This window comes from Saccharothrix sp. NRRL B-16314 (assembly GCF_000716595.1).
Lineage (GTDB): Bacteria > Actinomycetota > Actinomycetes > Mycobacteriales > Pseudonocardiaceae > Actinosynnema.
On the sequence record NZ_JNXC01000052.1, the window covers coordinates 35051 to 52913 of the forward strand.

18 protein-coding genes are annotated in these 17863 nt (G+C 66.7%); 13 read left to right on the top strand and 5 right to left on the bottom strand.

Annotation, left to right across the window (positions count from 1 at the left end):
• Positions 1-28: 28 nt before the first annotated feature.
• A complete protein-coding gene (locus OQ02_RS37885; protein WP_156077568.1) occupies positions 29-2521 on the bottom strand; it encodes a NucA/NucB deoxyribonuclease domain-containing protein in 2493 nt (830 codons plus the stop codon).
• A 705-nt stretch (positions 2522-3226) separates the two neighbouring features.
• Here OQ02_RS37885 and OQ02_RS43235 point away from each other — a divergent pair.
• From OQ02_RS43235 to OQ02_RS44475, 7 genes are all read left to right on the top strand, one after another.
• Positions 3227-3520: a toll/interleukin-1 receptor domain-containing protein gene (locus tag OQ02_RS43235; RefSeq protein ID WP_081916237.1), complete on the top strand. Its 294-nt coding sequence runs from the start codon at positions 3227-3229 to the stop codon at positions 3518-3520.
• Positions 3517-4599, top strand: a complete 1083-nt coding sequence (locus OQ02_RS37890; protein ID WP_033443510.1) for an integrase core domain-containing protein — start codon at positions 3517-3519, stop codon at positions 4597-4599. The genes OQ02_RS43235 and OQ02_RS37890 overlap by 4 nt, the downstream gene beginning before the upstream one ends.
• A 216-nt stretch (positions 4600-4815) precedes the next feature.
• A complete protein-coding gene (locus OQ02_RS37895) occupies positions 4816-5019 on the top strand; it encodes a hypothetical protein (protein ID WP_033443511.1) in 204 nt (67 codons plus the stop codon).
• Complete coding sequence (locus tag OQ02_RS47370) at positions 5016-5354, top strand: transposase domain-containing protein (RefSeq protein WP_081916238.1); 339 nt, start codon at positions 5016-5018, stop codon at positions 5352-5354. The genes OQ02_RS37895 and OQ02_RS47370 overlap by 4 nt, the downstream gene beginning before the upstream one ends.
• A 54-nt stretch (positions 5355-5408) precedes the next feature.
• Positions 5409-6317 (top strand): trimeric intracellular cation channel family protein, encoded by a 909-nt coding sequence (locus OQ02_RS41745; RefSeq protein WP_051773337.1) that lies wholly within the window; start codon positions 5409-5411, stop codon positions 6315-6317.
• A gap of 88 nt (positions 6318-6405) precedes the next feature.
• Entirely contained in the window at positions 6406-6690 is a 285-nt protein-coding gene (locus OQ02_RS46405; protein WP_033443512.1) for a hypothetical protein, read from the top strand.
• A 137-nt stretch (positions 6691-6827) separates the two neighbouring features.
• Positions 6828-7169 carry a hypothetical protein gene (locus OQ02_RS44475; protein WP_156077569.1) on the top strand — a complete coding sequence of 114 codons (342 nt, stop codon included), beginning with the start codon at positions 6828-6830 and terminating at the stop codon, positions 7167-7169.
• A 1153-nt stretch (positions 7170-8322) separates the two neighbouring features.
• Here OQ02_RS44475 and OQ02_RS37915 read toward each other — a convergent pair.
• The 3 genes from OQ02_RS37915 to OQ02_RS37925 all read right to left on the bottom strand — a co-directional run bounded on the left by OQ02_RS37915 (position 8323) and on the right by OQ02_RS37925 (position 12669).
• Positions 8323-9591: a serine hydrolase domain-containing protein gene (locus tag OQ02_RS37915; protein ID WP_197043683.1), complete on the bottom strand. Its 1269-nt coding sequence runs from the start codon at positions 9589-9591 to the stop codon at positions 8323-8325.
• A 219-nt stretch (positions 9592-9810) separates the two neighbouring features.
• Positions 9811-10938: a serine hydrolase domain-containing protein gene (locus OQ02_RS37920; protein WP_033443526.1), complete on the bottom strand. Its 1128-nt coding sequence runs from the start codon at positions 10936-10938 to the stop codon at positions 9811-9813.
• A gap of 702 nt (positions 10939-11640) precedes the next feature.
• The gene (locus tag OQ02_RS37925; protein ID WP_331281574.1) at positions 11641-12669 is read right to left on the bottom strand and encodes a zinc-binding dehydrogenase; all 1029 of its coding nucleotides are present in this window, start codon (positions 12667-12669) and stop codon (positions 11641-11643) included.
• On the opposite strand from OQ02_RS37925, the gene OQ02_RS37930 reads away from it, so the two are divergent.
• Both OQ02_RS37930 and OQ02_RS44480 read left to right on the top strand, forming a co-directional pair.
• Entirely contained in the window at positions 12668-13336 is a 669-nt protein-coding gene (locus tag OQ02_RS37930; protein ID WP_051773339.1) for a TetR/AcrR family transcriptional regulator, read from the top strand. The genes OQ02_RS37925 and OQ02_RS37930 overlap by 2 nt on opposite strands.
• A 133-nt stretch (positions 13337-13469) precedes the next feature.
• On the top strand, positions 13470-13643 hold the full coding sequence (locus tag OQ02_RS44480; protein ID WP_156077570.1) for a hypothetical protein: 174 nt from the start codon (positions 13470-13472) through the stop codon (positions 13641-13643).
• 214 nt (positions 13644-13857) lie between these two features.
• On the opposite strand, the gene OQ02_RS37935 is transcribed toward OQ02_RS44480, so the two are convergent.
• A complete protein-coding gene (locus OQ02_RS37935; protein WP_051773341.1) occupies positions 13858-14841 on the bottom strand; it encodes an AraC family transcriptional regulator in 984 nt (327 codons plus the stop codon).
• Between the two features lie 126 nt (positions 14842-14967).
• Here OQ02_RS37935 and OQ02_RS37940 point away from each other — a divergent pair, with 126 nt between their 5' ends.
• The 4 genes from OQ02_RS37940 to OQ02_RS37950 form a co-directional block, all read left to right on the top strand.
• A complete protein-coding gene (locus OQ02_RS37940) occupies positions 14968-15915 on the top strand; it encodes a quinone oxidoreductase family protein (RefSeq protein ID WP_033443516.1) in 948 nt (315 codons plus the stop codon).
• 184 nt (positions 15916-16099) lie between these two features.
• Positions 16100-16489, top strand: coding sequence for a GNAT family N-acetyltransferase (locus OQ02_RS43245; RefSeq protein ID WP_051773345.1), 390 nt, complete (start codon positions 16100-16102; stop codon positions 16487-16489).
• A complete protein-coding gene (locus OQ02_RS43250; protein ID WP_051773347.1) occupies positions 16486-16701 on the top strand; it encodes a GNAT family N-acetyltransferase in 216 nt (71 codons plus the stop codon). Before OQ02_RS43245 ends, OQ02_RS43250 begins: the two co-directional genes overlap by 4 nt.
• 543 nt (positions 16702-17244) lie before the next feature.
• On the top strand, positions 17245-17863 hold a 619-nt coding region (locus OQ02_RS37950; RefSeq protein WP_197043685.1), incomplete at its 3' end, for a sensor domain-containing protein.

A 17863-nucleotide genomic window follows, 5' to 3' on the forward strand; every position in this document is an offset into this window, starting at 1 on the left:
CCCGCCAGGAGAGCCGGGCACCCCGCCCTTAGTCGTGGATGACGACCGATCCCGCGGTCAACGGTTGCGGTCGCGCCAGGTCGATGTCGTAGTCGGCCTTGGTGTTGTCGTAGATGACCGTCTCACTGGGATAAGGCCCTGCGGACAAGGGCCACACCACCAGACGCACGGCGTTCCTGTTGTCGGTATCGTCGGTGTACGCGACGAAGCCGTAGCCCGGGTTCCCGTTGAGCGTGGCGTCGCCCATTACCGCGCTCTTGTGGTCCCGCGTCACCACCAGCCACTTCAGCGTGGTGGACCTGAGGTCGAACCCGGCGTTCCGCAACGTCGCATCGACCTTGCCGTTGCTCGGCACCGGTCCTTCATCCCCCGGCCGGTAGGCCGTGTTCATGGTGACCTGCATGGTGCCGGTCGTGTCCGGTGAGCCGATCACAGCGCCCGCGGGAGACGCGTAGTGACCGCCGACGGTCTCGAAACCCCCGTCGGGGTCGTAGACGACGACCATCGTGGTGGAGTTGTCGACCCCCGTGTCGTCGTCGGTCAACGTCGACTTGATCGTGTACATGCCCGGTTCGCCGTACACGTGGTCTCGTGCGCAGAGGTGCTGCGTGGCGGCGAACTGCTCCACCGTGCCGTCGTCCCAGTCCACCTTGCAGGTCTGGGAGTCGTTGGCGCCTTGGTCGGTGAACGGCGCGGTGACGGTCACCGCGTTTCCGACGCGGTAGACCGACCAGGGCTCGGGCCCCGGCTGCACGCCGTCGGCGGCCGCGGTTTGCGTGCCGGGTAGCGCCAGGACCGGTGCCACGTTGTCGAGCCGCACGGTCGCGGAATCGCTGACCGGCGGGTTGACCCCGTCGTCCGCCGTGAGGGTGACGGTGAAGGTGCCGTCGTCGGTGCAGGTGATCGACGTGGCGGCACGTCCGGCGTCGCCGAGGCTGCACGTCGCGCCAGCGTCGACGTCGGCCCCGGGCGTGTAGCTCCACCGGACCGATGGTGTGTCGTCGGTGTCGTAGGCTGAACCGCGGAGCAGAGCCCGACCGCCTTCGGCACCCCTCACATCACCACCGGCGTTGACGCGCGGCGCATGGTTGATCGGGGTGCCGCCGCCCCCGCCGCCACCGGACGGGACAGTCGGAATCACGTAGAACAGGTCTTGGTGCAGGATCCGGTCCCGCTGGTAGAACGAGGCGAGCAATCCACCCGCCGAACCGTTGTCGGTGGCGTCGATGACCCGCGCCGAGTAGTTCCCGTTGGCCAACGAGGCACCCTGGTAGGTGGACGCCATCGGGTACTCGTCGCAGTCGAACTGCCCGCCTTGCGAGTAGTCGTCACCCCACCATGCCTTGCAGGCGCGCACGGCCGTGGCCCGGTTGGCGTTGTACGTCGTCCTCTCGTCCGGGCCGTAGTCGGGGTACAGCCGGCCCAGCGGGCTCTGGTCGTGGGGCGCGAAAGGGTTGCCCGGCACGGCCTTGCCGTCGACCTGCGGCTGTGTCCTGTCCGGCGTGAACTGCGCGTCGACGATGTGCAGTGCCGCCTTGCGGTGCTTCGCGTCCGGGGCAAGGCTGATCGGGAAGATCGACACGACGTCCCAGTACGAACATCCCTGAGTGCCCTGCACGTAGGTCGCCCAATCACAGCGGATCGTGGTGCCCTCCGTGGTATCGGTCTCGGTGGCGCCGTAGGTCTGGCGGACCGAGAACGTGAAGAAGGCCAGGCGATCCGGCCCGGCACCCGCTGAGCGGTCCTCCAACCAGCGGAAGAACCAGCCGCCGTCCGACATCCACTCGGCGATGGTGCGCGTGACCGGAGTGGACGACAGCGGATCGGCTTCGCACGGGACGCCGCTGTCCGGTTCACAGATGATCTCCAACGTCAGGGGCTGTAGCGGGGCTGTGCCCCGGACGTTGCGCCACTGGTCCACCAAGGTGATCCAGTACATCTGGTTCCGGTCGGCGGGCACCCAGTCCCCGGGCCGGTAGCGGCTGGAGTCGTAGCCGTAGCCCGCCACGCTGCGTCGGAACTCGGCGTGTGCGACCTCACGCTTGCTGAGACAGCCGAACCACGTCTTCCACGTGCAGATAACGGTCTCGACCTCCCAGAAACTCACATCGCACCAGCGGAAGTGGTCGATGACGAACCCGCCGTCCTGCTGTGCCAGCGGTTCGTCCTGACAATCCACCACGTTGAAGTCCGACGCGGTCGGCGGTGCGGCGGTGGCCCGTGCCGAAGGTACCTCCGGCACGGATTCGGTGCCCTCGGCACGGCGGGCGTCCTGGTCGAGGATCCGTTGACGTGCCGTGATCTCCGCCAACTTCGCGGCAGGGGCACCGGCTTCCCGCTCCGCGACCGGAACCTCCTGCCGATCGAGCTGTCGCATGGTGCTGATCGACCCGTCCGGATTCTCCTGGGTGATCACACCGGGCTCGGACACCACCCGCTCCACGGCCATCGCGGTAGCAGGTAGGAGAACTCCGAATAATAAGGCGCATAAAGCCGCAACAAATAAGCGTGGTCTAGCCATGAATCCCCCTGGATAGGTGCAGCGCAACAGGTCGACACCGCTCCCTCCAAGCGGCTCCGGCCATTCCGCAACGTAGGAGGACAGACCGAAATCTGTCCAGCACTATCCGTTTCCCTCACCCGAACGGCTTAGCAAGACTACGGAAAGTATGACCACATCCTTGCTGGGTGCACAACTATTCGACGCCACAACGCATTACCCGCAGATCGTGTCGACGCCATCGCTGCCGCACCGGGAACGATCACCGGACGGAAGCGGTCACGACCCGAAGGCCGGGCAGGACCGCAGTCCTGCCAGCCCGGTGCTGACCACCACAACCCCTCTCAACCCAAGGGCCGCAGAGCCACGGACCGATACCCGATGATCGCACCCCGCCGCTCTGTCTAAGGCGACGCCACCGCCTTCCTCCAAGGACTGACCGACCGCGCGGGTCGACCTGCGCGCAGGCGGTGTCGGCTTCACCAGCGTGCACGCCGTCGACACCAGCAAGATCCCGCGGACCTGGTCGGGCACCGACCTCCCACCGACGAAGACGACCTACCCCGACAAGCCCCTGCTCTCCCCGCATCGTGTGGTGATCGGACATCCGTTCCGCTTTGTAGCCCACGCGGTGCTTGATCCGAATAGGGCGACCTTTCGAGAGATCACCTCGGTCGGTGAGCGATTCGGGCACCATCTCGGTGATCGTCGACGGCAGGGGGCAGCATGGGCGGCGTCTTCGTCAACTATCGCACCAGGGATGGGGATTGGGCCGCCGACTTGCTGGCTCGGGCGTTGAGTGAGCGCTTCGGCGTAAGCAATGTATTCTTCGACAATCGTTCGATTCCTGTCGGCAGCGACTTCCCCGATCAGATCCTGAGGCGTTTGCGCGACAGCGATGTCCTGCTTGTTGTTGTCGGACCGCGGTGGTTGACCATCGAAGACGAGGCATGTGCCGCTCGAAAAGTCATCGCCGCTGGTAGAGCGAGGCACCACCGTCTTGGGACCATGGCCAGGTGATCGTGTCCCTGCTGTACAAGGCGACCCGGAAGCTGCTGTGCATCCCGTCGGTGCTCCTCCGAAGCGAGGCGGCGAAGAACGCCGAACTGCTCGTACTGCGGCACGAGAACGCCGTACTCCGTCGGCAACTCGCAGGTCGGGTCCGCTACGAGTCCGCGGATCGGCTCTGGTTCGCCGCCCTGTCCGGGCTGGTGGACCGTCACCGGTGGTGGGAGGTCTTTCCGGTTACACCGGGCACCCTGCTCGCCTGGCACCGCAGACTCATGGCTCGTAAGTGGGACTACTCCGCCCGTCGACGCACCGGACGCCCACCGACCCGAGCCGCAACCAAGAGGCTCGTACTGCAGCTCGCCAAGGAGAACACCCGATGGGGTCATCGGCGGATCCAGGGCGAACTGGCCCGGCTCGGCCACCGCGTCGCCCACTCGACGGTCTGGCGGATCCTGCACGACGCGGGCATCGACCCGGCACCCCGCCGCAGTGGCCCGACCTGGCGGGAGTTCCTCACCGCCCAGACCCAGGGCATCATCGCGGCGGACTTCCTCCACCTCGACACCGTGCTCGGCACACGCCTGTATGCACTCGCGTTCCTCGAACACGACACCCGACGCCTGCACATCACCGGCGTCACCGCCCACCCAACCCAGGTATGGACCACGCAACAGGCCAGGAACCTCGCCGCCGACCTCGGACACCGGACGGAGTCACTCCGATTCCTGCTCCGCGACCGCGACGGCAAGTACGGCCAGGCGTTCGACGCCGTCTTCCTGGCCGACGACCTGCGCATCATCAAGAGCGCGCCACAGGCGCCCCGGATGAACGCCCACTGCGAACGTGTCATCGGCACCCTCCGCCGCGAACTCCTCGACCACATCCTGATCACCGGCGAGAGCCACGCACGACAAGTCCTCAAGACCTACGAAGACCACTACAACCGACACCGCCCCCACCAAGCCCGAGACCAGCTACCACCCGAAGCTCAGCAACACCCCGCCGCGGTACACGACCTCGACACCCACAAAGTGCTCCGCACCCGCATCCTCGGCGGCCTCATCAACGAGTACAGACATGCCGTTTGACCAGCAGCGATGACTTTTCGAGCGGCACAGGGTGACACGTCATCCCCACCGGCCTCGACTGGCCGGCCCGGTTCGAGGGCGGCTGCACGGACGTTCCCCCGGTATCTGAGCCGAAACCATTGCACCTGCTCACGAGGACAAGTACAGCCTGCTCTACCTGACACCTGGAAGCCTGCGGTATGGGCGGCACTGGCGAACACAACTAACTTCTCCGTCATGAACAAGGAACCGAACTCCTCGCTCACCCGCAGCCGAGCGCTGCTGGCGGTGCTCCTGGTCAGCAGCGTCGTGGCCAACGTCGCCACTCAAGCCTTCGGCCTGAGCTCCTACATCAGCGCCGCTTTCGGGATGGTCGCCGTCGCCAGCGGTGTCACGCTTTTCTCCAGCTACCGCAAGAACCTCAGAGGCTCGCGGAAATGAAGCGTGTGCTCCGCGACAACTTATCGTCGCCGCGGAGCGGCGAAGTACTTGCGCCGAGAACAAGTCCGAATGATCGCATCCCTACCATACAAGCGTCTGCACTGGTGGACGAGGTGCTTGACGTGACCCGGCGGGTGCAATGTCGCGTACGGAAGCTGCCATCGCGTGTGGTGGTCTACTTCGTACTCGCGTTGCCCGGTTCGGCTCGATTGGGTAACGGGGCGTGGACCCAAATAGGCACCATCAGGTGGCCCAGTCCGCCTTCCCACAGAGGGCTACTCGTAGGAATGCACACTGTGGCCACACTGCTGGCGTATGACGAGATCATCGTCTGACCCTTCACCTGCTTTCGGTAACTGCCACATTCTCGGACATCTTGGGGTCAAGCTGTGTTCGTGGTCATGGAAGTTTTGGGCATCTTGGCTTTCGCGTTCGCGGGCGCCATGGATGCTGCACGGTCGCGTCTGGACCTGTTTGGGATCGGCACGGCGGCGATCCTCACCGCGATCGGCGGTGGCGTACTGCGGGACATCCTCCTCGGGGTCGAGCCACCGATCGGGTTGCTGACCGCGTGGTACTTCGTGGCCAGCTTGGCGATAGCGGCGATTGTGGTCCTCTGGTACCCGCGGCTGTGGCGGTTCGACATGCCCTTGCGATTCTGCGACGCGGTCGGACTGGGCATGTTCGCCATCACCGGCGCGACCAGGGCGATGGAGCACGGTACGCCGGTCTACGTGGCCGGCATCATCGGCATGATCAACGCTGTCGGTGGTGGCCTGATGCGCGAGGTCCTGGTCATGAGAGTGCCGACGATGCTGCACAAGGAGATCTACGCGCTGCCCGCGTTCGGTGGTGGGGTCCTCGTAGGACTCGGGTTCACCCTGCACCTGTCCCCCGAGGTCGTGGCGGTCGTCACTGTTCAGATGGTGGTCATCGTGCGAATGTTGGCGGTGGTCCGGAAATGGAACCTCCCGACGGCGCGGATTTACCGGACCCGGAACGCGCCTTCACGCGAGCGGCGGCCTGATCCAGTTCCGTCAGCGCTGGCCTTGCAAAGACAGGAGGATGTCGAACGCACGCTCGAAATATTTCCTGTCCTGTCCGGCAAGCAGGTCGTCGGCCAACGAACGACGCAGCATCCGCACGGCAAGCGGGTCACCCTGGGCGCAATGCCTCAAGCCCAGCCTCGTCGGACCGGCCGTCCGTATGACGACTGGCCGAGGATGACCAAAGATGTGGGGTTTCCACAGGACAACGATGGTGGAGATCCCGTCACGGCTCCTATTTCCACGATCTGATGGACTGCGCTGCCCCTGTACGACCCGCAACCGTTTCGGCCACGACACGCGTTTCCTGCACCGGCAACCCCTTGAAGCTCTTAATAGAATGATCTTGTCGGGTTGGTTGTTGTTCGGCGGGCAGGTGAGCTGGGTGGTGGAAGCGGATGGACAGCGCATCCGCCACGGCGGCGACATGATGTTCCAAGGCTGGTGGTGGCTCGCGTCCAGCTCCGCACGGATGATCTTGAGGAGCCGCCTGGCGGGTGCTGCCCCGATGCCCAGCCGAGCACGCGGGTTCTCAGCCGATATCGGCTGTGGCGACCAGTCCGATGTTGCGGCGTCTTCCTGCCGCGCGGTCGAGATGCACGTCGACAGGACGTCCGCGCGCTGACCGCAGACTCGGCTGCTCACCCAGTGGCTCATCGCCTGCGGCGGAAACCGTCGTTGTGCCTACGTGTACCTCGCGGCCCTCATGCTTTAAGGACACAGCCATTTCGAGATCAATGTCGAAGAGTCGACGTTGATCGCTTGAAGCAGACCCGGACCGACCTCAGCCCAGCCGATCAGCCAGGAGGGATCGACGGCGTCGAACGCTGCCTTGCCGTACTGATCCGCCACGTTGAACGCCGGCGTGACAGGCTCGCGAACATCAACAGCCGCTGCGTTGGACGCAAGACTTCGTCCAACGCGCCTGAAGGTTGTCTCGTAGAGATCGAGAGTTTTGGCGGGGCGAGAGTGGTGAAGCGTCACTTCCAGGTGTGGCTGTCGTCATCCATCGGAGGAAGTGCCTCCAACGCCGCCGCTGCCAGGCGCAGGGCACGGCCGACCGCGGCCGGCAGAACGCTCAGCCCACTGACCGGAGACCGCTGAGCACGTCCAGGACGGCGATCAGCACGTCCACAACCACGGCCTGTCGGCCCACACCGACAGGCCGTAGTTGCCGAAGCGGTGATCCGCTGGACGAACTCGAGACCTGGCGCTTCAGCGATCGTTCGATCTCGCGGAGTCTGCGTTCCTCGTCGCGGTTCAGCATCGTGACGGACGGCCTTCTCAGACGCAGGTCGCCCAGTCCTGGTAGCTCAGTCCGCGCGATGGCGTCGTGGAAATACGTGCTGACACCCAATTGCGGCCGCCGAAACCCGACTCTGTCACCGCGGCCCGCCTAGCGTTGTTTGCGATCGGTGGCTCGTATCCCAGACGTGGTGCCGCCCCTCGCCGGGCCAGTGCGCCTCGCCGCCCTCCGCAGCGCCCGGTACGTGATCTGCTGGTAGCCAAGCTTGTGCCTCAGGTCCTTCAACCCCGCGATCAGATACAGGTTTTGTTCTGCTGCATCGTCCGCATCTCCGATCCACCCCATGCGCGCGAGGCAGCACGCCTGCCATTGCCGAGATCCAGTCGCACCATCCCTGGGAACGCGACGGATCACCGCACCAACCAGTCTCGAGTCATTCCTGCCGACGGTGGCCGGCGCAGGTAGTGCGCGGGAGCTCTGCGGTCGTGCGCGCGTCGGCGAGGGCGCGGTGTGCAGGGCCGTCGGTACCGACACCTGCCGCCGCACAACGCTCCTGCGGCTTTCGGCGTCCGGCGTTGTGGATCAGCCTGTCCACGAGGTGTACGTCGTGTTTGCCGACAACGGTGTTCGGCACCTCTGCGACCAGCTCGACGGTGGTCGGTCCTGCATGAAGCGCAGCCGTGATCGTGTCGCCTTCAGGGCGAGCTGGGCCTCGATCCACTCGGCCACCGTCCGGCTTTTCTCGTTGGTGCACTACATGGCTCAATGCGCTTGAGACCCGAACGATCCTCCCGAACAGCGGCACGCGCCGGTGTTCGGACGAACGCTGACGCACAGGCATCCGCGTCGAATACCGGTTTGGAGTCGCAGCTGAGCAGGAGTCGAGCCGACGCGCGTCGTCCCGGTCTGACTGAGCATCGTCAGATCGTTGGGTCGTGCCGACAAAGCTCACCGGCTGGCGCGGTGGTTTCTCCATCGCACCGGCCGGTGAGGGTGTTCAAGAAAACGGCTTTACTTCGTGGCGCACAGGGCCTTGTCGAAGAAGGCGAGAACTTCCGGCGCCCCGACCCCGAGGTCGTCGTTCGTCACGACGACGGTGACCGCCCGGCCGTCCGGGGTGATCGCGGCGCGGCTCTGGAAGCCGTCGGCGTCGCCGCCGTGGCCGTACGCGGTGACTCCGCAGCTGAGCTTCATCTCGATGGTCCCCAGGCCGTAGCGCCATCCCGCGGGAAAGCCGGGAGCCTCGACCGTCTGACGCATCTCCGCCAGCTGACGGGGCTTGAGCAGTCGGCCGTCCTGAAGGGCGACCATGAACTTGTTCAGATCACTCGGGGTCGCGATGATCTGTCCTGCGGCACCGGCGATTGACGGGTCGAACCGGGTGATGTCGACCAGCTCACCGGGGATCGGGTTGCCCTTATCGTCTTTGGCGAACAGGTAGCCCTGCGGGTGGGGCGCACGGATGTCGCGGTCGCCCGGTCCGGGATAGTACGTCTCCTTCAGCCCGGCACGGTTGATGACTTGGTTCGTGATCACCTCGGCGAGCGGTCGTCCAGTCGCTTTCTGCACCACGAGACCCAGCAGCACGTACCCGGCGTTGCTGTACATCCACACCCGGTCCTGTCCAGGAGCGAACGTGGGGGCCTTGGTCAGCGCGGCATCCAACAGCTCCCTCGCCTCGAAGTACCTGTCCCTGATCGGCAGGATCCCCTGCTCGGGAATGAGAGGCATCTCGCGGGTCATGCCGCTGGTGTGGTTCAGGAGCTGCCTGATCGTGATGTTCCGGCCGTCGATCGCCGCACCGGCACCGGTACCCCGCACCACACCGGGCAGGTACTTCTCGACCGTGTCGTCCAGCGAGAGCTTGCCGTCGCCGGCCAGCTGCAGGGCCGCCACCGCGACGAACATCTTGGTGCTGCTGGCGATTCGCACGTAGCCGTCCGTCGGAACCTTCGACTTCGTCCGAATGTCCCCCACCCCGGCGATGTAGTTCACCACCCGCCCGTCCCGGTTCCGCACGGACATCAGCGCCCCAGGCAGGGTTCCGTCCTTGACCAACTCCTCCAGGCCCGCCTGCAGCGACTTGTCGTGAGCCGGCGTCGACTTCTCCTTGCCCGCATCCGCCGAGGCCGCCGAGGTCACCGCGATACCGGCAACTGCCACCGCCGCGATTGCCGCCACGACCGCACCACGACGCCGACGCGCTGGGCCCGGGCTGGTTCCGGCTGGGCGACTCAGACCTTTCAACAAAAGACACTCTCCAAGTTGGATGGTTCGCACTGACACCCATAGTGTTGCCGCGCCTCCGGCTCCCGACGATCCCCTGCCCTGCACAACTCTGGTACAGCCAGCACCACCTCCGCCGACGCCCCGACCGGTCGCATCCCGGCGGAAACGCACGCACGGCAAGGGCTCGGGTTTGGATGCGTTGAGCACCCGCCCGAGCCCTTGCCGTTGTGTGGCTTCCCAATCGCGGAAGCTGCCTCTTCTCTACCGGGGTCAGTTCGCGCAGAGAGCGGCGTCGATGAGTGCGCCCCGGTCCGCGGCGACGGACTTGTCGGTCACCGATCCGTTGAGCGAGGTGACCGTGAGGGTCGCCGCGCGACCGTCATCGGTGGTCGCGTTGAGAGTCGAGTAGCCCGGGATGTCGCCGCCGTGGCCCCACGCGATTTTCCCACAGCTCAACGGCATGCTGAAGATGCCGAGTCCGTAGCCCTGGCCCGACTCCGGGTCCGTCGGGATGGTGGTGCGCATCTGAGCCAGCTGGGCCGGTTCGAGCAGCTTGCCACCCAGCAGCGCGCGGAGGAAGGTGTTGAGGTCGTCGGGTGTGGAGACCAGCTGACCGGCTGCCCAGCCCCAGCTCGGGTCCATGCGGGTGAAGTCGAACAGCTCCTTGGTAGTCGGGTTGCGCTGGTAGCCCTGGGGGTGTCGGCCACGGATGTCCTGCTCGCCGACCTCGGGCGCGTACGTGTCGCGCAGACCGATCCGCTCGATGACCCTGGTGGTCACCAGTTCGTTGAACGGGCGACCGGTGACCCGCTGGGCGATCAGGCCGGCCAGGACGTAGTTCGTGTTGCTGTAAGACCAGCCGCTGCCGGCAGGCCGGCCGTCCTCCCGGGCGTTCGCCAGGTCGAGCAGTTCACGCGGTTCGAGGTAGACGTGCCGGTACGGGAAGAAGTCGCCCAAGGGCGCGAACATCGACTCGGTGTAGTCCGGCAGGCCGCTGTTGTGCTGCAGCAGTTGGCGAACCGTGATCTTGGAGGCGTCCACGCCCTTGGCCCTCACCAGGCCCGGCAGGTACTTCTCGATCGATGCGTCAAGCTCCAGCCTGCCCTCCCCGACGAGCTGCAGCACGACCACGGAGGCGAACATCTTGCTCGCGCTGCCGATCCTCACCCTGCCGTTCACCGGCACCTGCTCGCCGGTCCGCAGGTCACCGCGCCCAGCCGTGTAGTGGCGGGTCCGGCCATGCCGGTCCCGGACTGCGGCCAGCGCTCCTGGGTGCCGGTCGACCCCGACGAGCTTGTCGATGCTCTGCTGTACCGCGTCGCGGCGAGGCTCGGCCTGGGCGGCTGGGACCGGGCCGGCGAACGCGAGACCACCTGCAGCGACCGCCGCCGCCGTCATGGTGGCCACGCGGCGATACCCCGAGGAAGGTCGATATCGGTGGGAAGAGGATGTGAACAAGGCAGACAACTCCTGGGTTCCACGGACGTCAGTCTTGCTGTGACCGACTGATTCCAGGCTTCTCATCTCCTCCGGAGTGGACAATCCAGCTTGCTGAACAACCGAGGTAGTGGTGGCACCCCCAAGCGGCCCGGCCTTGGGCGGTCTCCGGTGGCCCGCGACGGCGCCGTCCGGACCAGCCGGTTGTCGCACAGCCAGCGGGTATCGCGCAGGCGGGACAGTCTTCGTTGCAGGAGCGGGTGTGCGCGGGAGGAACAGCGCATCGGCTGTTCGTTACCAGGCTGGTCGAGAAACGCTGTCGGAACTGCCCGGTCGGCCGCAACGCCGAGACTCTCCAAAGGATCGCCCGCTGAGGACGTCGCCCGATGTCGGGTTTGGCTATCACTCAGTACCGGCTCAGCGCACGCGCGCATCTGTGGGCGCCGAGCAGTTCGCTGAAGGCATCGGTCGTGCATAGCAGTGCCACGACGACGTGACCACCAGATCACAAGCCCCCGGTCGTGAGGATCCGGTGACCGGCGGTCCTGGTGCAGAGGTGACGTCGATCGAGGGTGCGGGCATGGTCGACCGGTGCCTCACGCCACTGGTGTGGGACCGGACGCATGGCACGTCATCCGCGCGGCCATAACAGCGGGAGGTGTCCTACCTGTGCTGGCCGATGTCGAGGATCAGCTTGCCGCGGTCGCGGCCTTCCACGAGCGCCTGAATGGCCGTGCCCGCGTTCTTCCAATCCTCGCGCCGGGAGATGCCTGGGCTCAGGGTGCCGTCCGTGACCCGCGCGGCCAACCAGGACAGGTCTGTGGACAGTCCGGCGTAGGCGCCCAGGAAGAAGGAGGTGATGCTGCGGTTGTTCCGGCCGTCGTGACCGGAGAAGGCCAAGGCGGGGAAGTGCTCCCCTCCGCCACTCATGTGCCCGACCGACACCAGAACGCCGTCTTCCGCGAGCTTCTCGTACGCCTGCACCATGCGTTCACCACCGACCACGTCGATGACGCCGGCGACTGGTTCGTCGAGGTCTCCTGGCTCGCGGACCACCTCATCGGCGCCCAGCGCCCGCAACTGGTCACCGTTCGCGTCCGGGTCACCGGTGGAGGCCACTACGTAGGCGCCGCCGAGTCGGGACAGTTGCACGGCGTATCGGCCCACCGCACCCGTGGCGCCGGTCACGAGAACTCGGCGGCCGAGAATCGGGCCCAGCCTGTGCAGCGCGCGCAGCGCACTGGTACCCGCCACCGGAACCGTGCTGACGGCGGCGAGGTCGGCGCCGGCCGGAGCGACGCCGATCCAATCGGTCCGGACCGCGCGAAGCTCGGCCCACCCGCCGGCGAAGCCGAGCGTCACCACCGGTGTGCCGACAGCTGGACCCGAGCCGTCCGCCGCCGCCCGCACGACGACCCCGGCGGCGTCGTAACCGGGCACGCTGCCCTCCGGAGCGGCGTCCAGGTAGAGGTCACCGGGGTTGACGGAGCTGGCGATCACACGGACGACAGCCTCGTCGGCGGCCGGCTCCGGGTCGGGAACCGAGCCGAGCCGGAGGTGGCCGGGTGCGGAGTGGTCGAGGAGCAGGGCCTGCATAGGTGCCTCCCGGTTCGGTGATCGTTCCGCACCACCTTGCCACTGAGTGGCGATTGCTTTCAAGCGGCATGTGGCATTGAGGTAAGGTCGCCGCATGGCCACCGACTCCGTGTCGCCTCCCGGCCCACGGCCGACGCTGCGGGAGCGCAAGAAACAGCGCACACGCGAGGCGCTCGTCGACACCGCGCTGCGCCTGTTCACGCAACGTGATTTCGACAGCGTGACGCTGGACGAGCTGTGCGACCGGGTGGAGGTGTCCAAGCGCACGTTCTTCCGCACCTTCGCCAGCAAGGAAGAAGTGGCGATGGCTCCGTACGAGGACATGTGGAAGGCGTTCATCGACGAGCTGGAAACCCGGCCGGTGGATGCGAAACGCTCGATCCTGCAGGTGCTGCAAGACGCCGTGCTCGCCGCGATGCGGACTATGAACACCGGCGACTGGGCGCACCGGCTGCTGTCCTGCACACGGCTGGCCGGCAGGACTCCGGCGATCGAGGCGCACTGCCTGTACTTCTGCGGCGTCACCGTCCGCGCCGCCCTCGACGTCCTGCACCGCAGGTTCGGGCTCGACCCACACGACCTACGCCCCCGCCTGGCGCTGGACATCCTCGCCGCCGCGTTCCACCGCGCGCTGGAGACCTGGGCAGACCGGCCGCAAGACCCGACCGTTGAGCACCTCGCCACCGACACGCTCGCGGCCTTCGCCGCCATTCCCGGCAGCCTCACCCTCACTGGTGTCGCACCGGCCGACCAGGGAGGATGACTCACCCACCCGTCCGGTCAACATCGTGTGCTCGAACGCCTGGCGTGATCGCCGAGGTTGCCACCTCTCCCGACTGGTCTTGGCCGCAAAGTGGCGGTATTCACCCTTCGGCTGGGTCGTCGGGTTCAAAGCCATGTCCGCGCTTCTCGCACTGGGCGTGACCATCGCGGACCTCGTGACGTTGCCGCTGCTGTCCGGCGTGCTGCTGTTCGTCCACCTGCTCACGGTGCGTGAACGCAACCGCACCAGACGATTCCCGGGAACGCCGATCACCGCGCCACCGCCAGCCGTTCAGGAACGCGAGTAGCTCGGTCTTGACGGTCACGACGACGGTCACGGTGGCGCCGACGACGGGCACGGCGCCGGGTTGCCCGGTATCCAGCGCAGGGTCGCCGCGTTCGCCGGCACGACGAAGATCGTCAGTCCGCCAGGCGGGCCTACCGTGATCAGAGGTGTCATTCCGCTGGACTGTGAGACGCCCTCGTCGGCAGAAGTGGTGGTGCCGCCGCGAGTGGGAGGACTTACCTGGCGGATGCGGTGGCGCCTGCCTTCCGATGACTCTCACGACCACGGCTGACAGGTGGCTCAGCGCGCCGGAAACGCCCAGGGGGCACGCCGAACGCTCTGCGAAAGGCGTTGGCGAAGGCGAACTCGGACCGGTAGCCGACCTGACCCGCGATGAGGGCGATCGGATTATCGGTTTCCCGCAGCAGTTGAGCGGCCATGCCCAACCTCCAATTCGTCAGGTAGACCAGCGGAGGCTGTCCAACCATGGAGGTGAACCTCCGGGTGAACGCGGTTCGGGACAGGCCGACCGTCTCACCGAGCTCCTGCACTGTCCACTTGCGACCGGGTTCCCGGTGCATGTGCTGAAGTGCCTCGGCGATCGCGGGGTCAGCCAGCGCGGCCCACCAGCCGGTGTTGGCTGTGCACTCGGACTCCTCCTGCAGCCACGCGCGGAGCGTGTAGATCACCACCAGGTCGAGGAGCGCGGGCACCGCCGCGTCAGCACCGGGGAGCGCGTCCACCACATCGGCGGCCAGGAGATCGACCGCCGCGCGTAGCGCCGGGTGCCGGCCGGCCCGCGCAGGCACGTGGACGACGTCCGGCAGCGCCCGCAAGAACGGGTGCAGCGGCCGGAGTTGCAACTCGTAGGCGCCGCACACCATGTCCGCGTGCGCCACCGCGGGGTCGATCGGCACTTCCGGTCGCAAGTCAGCTCCAGAGGGGAGACTTGCCTCCCTCGGCAGATCGGCCAGTGGTCGATCCGGTCGCTCGCTCAGCCCATGCCGAGTGCCGTGCGGCAGCAGCACCACGTCGCCCGGACTGAGCGCCAACGGCGTCCGACCGGGCAGCAGAAGCCAACACGCACCACGGAGCAGCACGTGGAAGCCGGCCCCGGTGAAGTCGTCGAAGCTCCGTCCCCAAGCGCCGCTGCCAGAGGTGCGGCAGAACGCCGGCCGCCCGGCCCGGATGCTGCCGATCACATCACTGAACACGTCCACACCAGAAGCATAGGCACAATCGCGCATGAAAGCGGCACATACGCGCATGGCATGTGCCGGTCCAAGCCTCATACAGTGATAGTGCGATCCAATCGGACGCAGCCCCACCGAGGAGAAACGCTGATCATGAAGGCTGTTGTTCTGAAGGCATTCGGAGGCGTGGAGAACCTTGTCCTCGCCGACCTCCCCGATCCCCGGCCGCGACCGGGAGAAGTGCTGGTAGAAGTCAGGGCGGCCGGTGTGGGACACGTCGACGTCATGTCCCGCCGAGGTGAGTTCGGTGGTTCTCCCGGTTCCGTGCCAGGCATCGAGGTGGCCGGTGTCGTCGTGGCGGCCGGTGGGGACGTCGACGACGCGTGGGTCGGCCGCCGCGTCTACGCGATGCTGGACCGGACCGGTGGCGGCTATGCCGAGCTGGTCACGGCAGACGTCGAGGCTGTCGTCGCTCTCCCCGACCAAGTCGGTGAAGCGGACGCGGTCGCGCTTGGTTTCAACGCGTTGACCGCTCTGACATCGCTCGAACGTGCCGAGGTGCGCAGGGCAGACAAGGCTTTGGTCCGTGGTGCCGGTGGCGGAGTCGGGCTCACGGCGACCCTGCTGGGCATCCACCTCGGGGCTGCCGTGACAGCAGTGACCGGCTCCGCTCGTCGCGGTGAACGGCTAGCGGCGCTGGGGGCGTCGACTGTCGTGAACCGTCTTGCCGATGCTCAAGCGTACGAGGAATACGACATCATCATCGACCCGGTCGGCGGCCCGGAGTTCGATCGCTTCCTGGAGAGGCTGGCTCCCAACGGCCGGTACGTGCTGTGCGGAGGAGTGGCGGGTCTCCCCACGCCGGACTTCGGCTCGATCCTGCTCGGCCGGTTCACGGCATCCCCGACCCTGCTCATGCTCAGCCTCTCCTCGATCAGCCGTGCAGAGCTCCGCGCACGCATGGAGAAGCTTTTGGAACTCGTCGCCGACAAAACCATTGCCAGTCTGATCGATGAAACGTTCCCTCTCGCAGCCGCGGCGCACGCGCATGACAAGCTCGAGTCCGGTGCCGCCTTCGGCAAGATCGTGCTCGTTCCCTGAAACCGATGCCGCGGTTTGCCGCCTTCGTCGGCTCACGCGAGAGCACCCCTGGTCGACAGCAATGACAGATGAAGCCGAGCTCTCGGCGGGAACTCGCCCCAATGGTTCGACAACCCACGGTCACCACTCGAACAACGGCACGACCAGGACGATGAAGATCTTCTAGGTGCCACCACGCGGCTGGATGTCGGCGTTCGAGGCGTTGACAGAGGAGGCGCGATTGCAGACTGTGAACTTGGCAACCGTTGAGGTAGCGACCGATCGGTTCAAGCTGCGGCCGTGGCGGGAGAGTGACCTGAGCGTGCTGGCGGAGGCCGCGACCGACCCCTACATCACATCGATCACGACGGTTCGGGCCACGAGCACCACGGAAGCGGGACATGGCTTCCTGCGCCGGATGACGGAGCTGTCGGCTGACGGAATCACGGTGCCACGAGCGATCGCGGACCGGGTCACCGACTCTGTCGTCAGACATATCAGCCTCCGCCTGCGCGATCTCGACCTCGGCCGGGTCGGGCTCGGTTATTGGGTTCTGCCGTCGCGCGCGGCCGAGGGGTGGCTCGCGAGGCTGTGACCGGACTCGCCGACTGGGCGTTCGACCAGCTCGGCAGCTGGCGCGTCGAGCTGTGCATCGAGCCGTGGAACGAACCGTCGAAGCAAGTGGCGCTCAGCGCAGGGTTCGTTCGGGAAGGACTGCTGCGCAACTGGCAGGCCGTGGGTGGGCGACGGTCAGACGTGGAGATGTTCTCCCGCGTCCGACCGCTCGCATCCGGGTCGGACGACTGATAGGGCTGCTCGAGCCATCATCGGCTCAAGCGGCGGACTCCGTCGCACTTGTATCGATGTGCGCGGAGAGGGACCCGGCCGCTGTAGCCCCGCTGGCCCATGTCCGGCGGCGGCCGGCTCCACCTACCGCCGCTGACGGCGAACAGCTGCCGCCACGACCGCCGGGATTGTGCGGACGTAACAGCGCACGGTGTCCCCCTCCGCTGCGTCGACGGCGTTCGTGCTCGTCGAGCCGGGGCCGGCATCGCCGCCGCGGAGCAAAAGGTACAGCCTGCGCTACCAAGAACCACCTGCAGTCTGGGTCGCTCTGACCAGCGGACGACATTACGTTCTGCCTTGGAATCAACGATTCCGTGCGGCTCGCGATTGTTCGGCGCCAGGCGTCGACGGCCTGAGCACGTCCGTCCGACTTCTCGACACAGACGACCTCGTGACAGCGACCAGCTTGCCCTGGTGGGTGGGCGACGGAGGGTAGGTCGACTCGGTCCGATGTGGAGTTTGCTGATCGAATAGGGTCCGGGCTCGGGAGGTGGAATGACTCGGGTGTCGCGGCGCCTGTGGGCGTCGCTCGATGCCGTTGCGCGCCTGATAGGCGGCCTGGCGACGGCGTTGCTCGCAATGGCCGTGCTCGTCTGGATCGGCGTGGTCGTGCTGCTCAGCTGCGTTCGTGTCGGCATTGTCCTGGTGCCCTCCGCTCTGAGTGTGCTGCGGGCAGTCGCGAACCGGGAACGGGCCCGGCTCGATGTTCTCGGCCCCGGCCTCGTGCCGCACCGGGCCCGGGCCGCGCTGCGCGACGTGACGGTGCGACGTGAGCTGGCATGGCTGTTGCTGCACGCCACAGCCGGCTTCGCCGCCGGGTTCATCGGGCTCTCGTTGCCGGCCGTGATGCTGCAAAACACGACGTACCCGTTCTGGTACCACTTGCTGCCGCCCGAGGACAACTCCCCCAGCTTCCTCTTCTGGACCATCACGGGTCCCTTGACCGTCGGCGCCACCGGCGTGCTCTGCGGCGCCTTCCTCGTCGCGCTCGGGCCTGCGCTCGTCCGGGTACAGGAGTGGCCGGGCCGCCACCTGCTGGCGCCTCCCCCGGGCACCGACCTCTCGCTGCGGATCACCGAGCTGACCGTCACCCGTGCCGCCGCTCTCGATGCGCACGCCGCCG

Coding starts and splice junctions, on each gene's coding strand:
- OQ02_RS37885 (WP_156077568.1), bottom strand. CDS start 2,521: ATGGCTAGACCACGCTTATTTGTTGCGGCTTTATGCGCCTTATTATTC.
- OQ02_RS43235 (WP_081916237.1), top strand. CDS start 3,227: ATGGGCGGCGTCTTCGTCAACTATCGCACCAGGGATGGGGATTGGGCC.
- OQ02_RS37895 (WP_033443511.1), top strand. CDS start 4,816: ATGAACAAGGAACCGAACTCCTCGCTCACCCGCAGCCGAGCGCTGCTG.
- OQ02_RS47370 (WP_081916238.1), top strand. CDS start 5,016: ATGAAGCGTGTGCTCCGCGACAACTTATCGTCGCCGCGGAGCGGCGAA.
- OQ02_RS46405 (WP_033443512.1), top strand. CDS start 6,406: ATGATCTTGTCGGGTTGGTTGTTGTTCGGCGGGCAGGTGAGCTGGGTG.
- OQ02_RS37920 (WP_033443526.1), bottom strand. CDS start 10,938: ATGACGGCGGCGGCGGTCGCTGCAGGTGGTCTCGCGTTCGCCGGCCCG.
- OQ02_RS37930 (WP_051773339.1), top strand. CDS start 12,668: ATGGCCACCGACTCCGTGTCGCCTCCCGGCCCACGGCCGACGCTGCGG.
- OQ02_RS37925 (WP_331281574.1), bottom strand. CDS start 12,669: ATGCGGCGACCTTACCTCAATGCCACATGCCGCTTGAAAGCAATCGCC.
- OQ02_RS44480 (WP_156077570.1), top strand. CDS start 13,470: ATGTCCGCGCTTCTCGCACTGGGCGTGACCATCGCGGACCTCGTGACG.
- OQ02_RS37940 (WP_033443516.1), top strand. CDS start 14,968: ATGAAGGCTGTTGTTCTGAAGGCATTCGGAGGCGTGGAGAACCTTGTC.
- OQ02_RS43245 (WP_051773345.1), top strand. CDS start 16,100: ATGTCGGCGTTCGAGGCGTTGACAGAGGAGGCGCGATTGCAGACTGTG.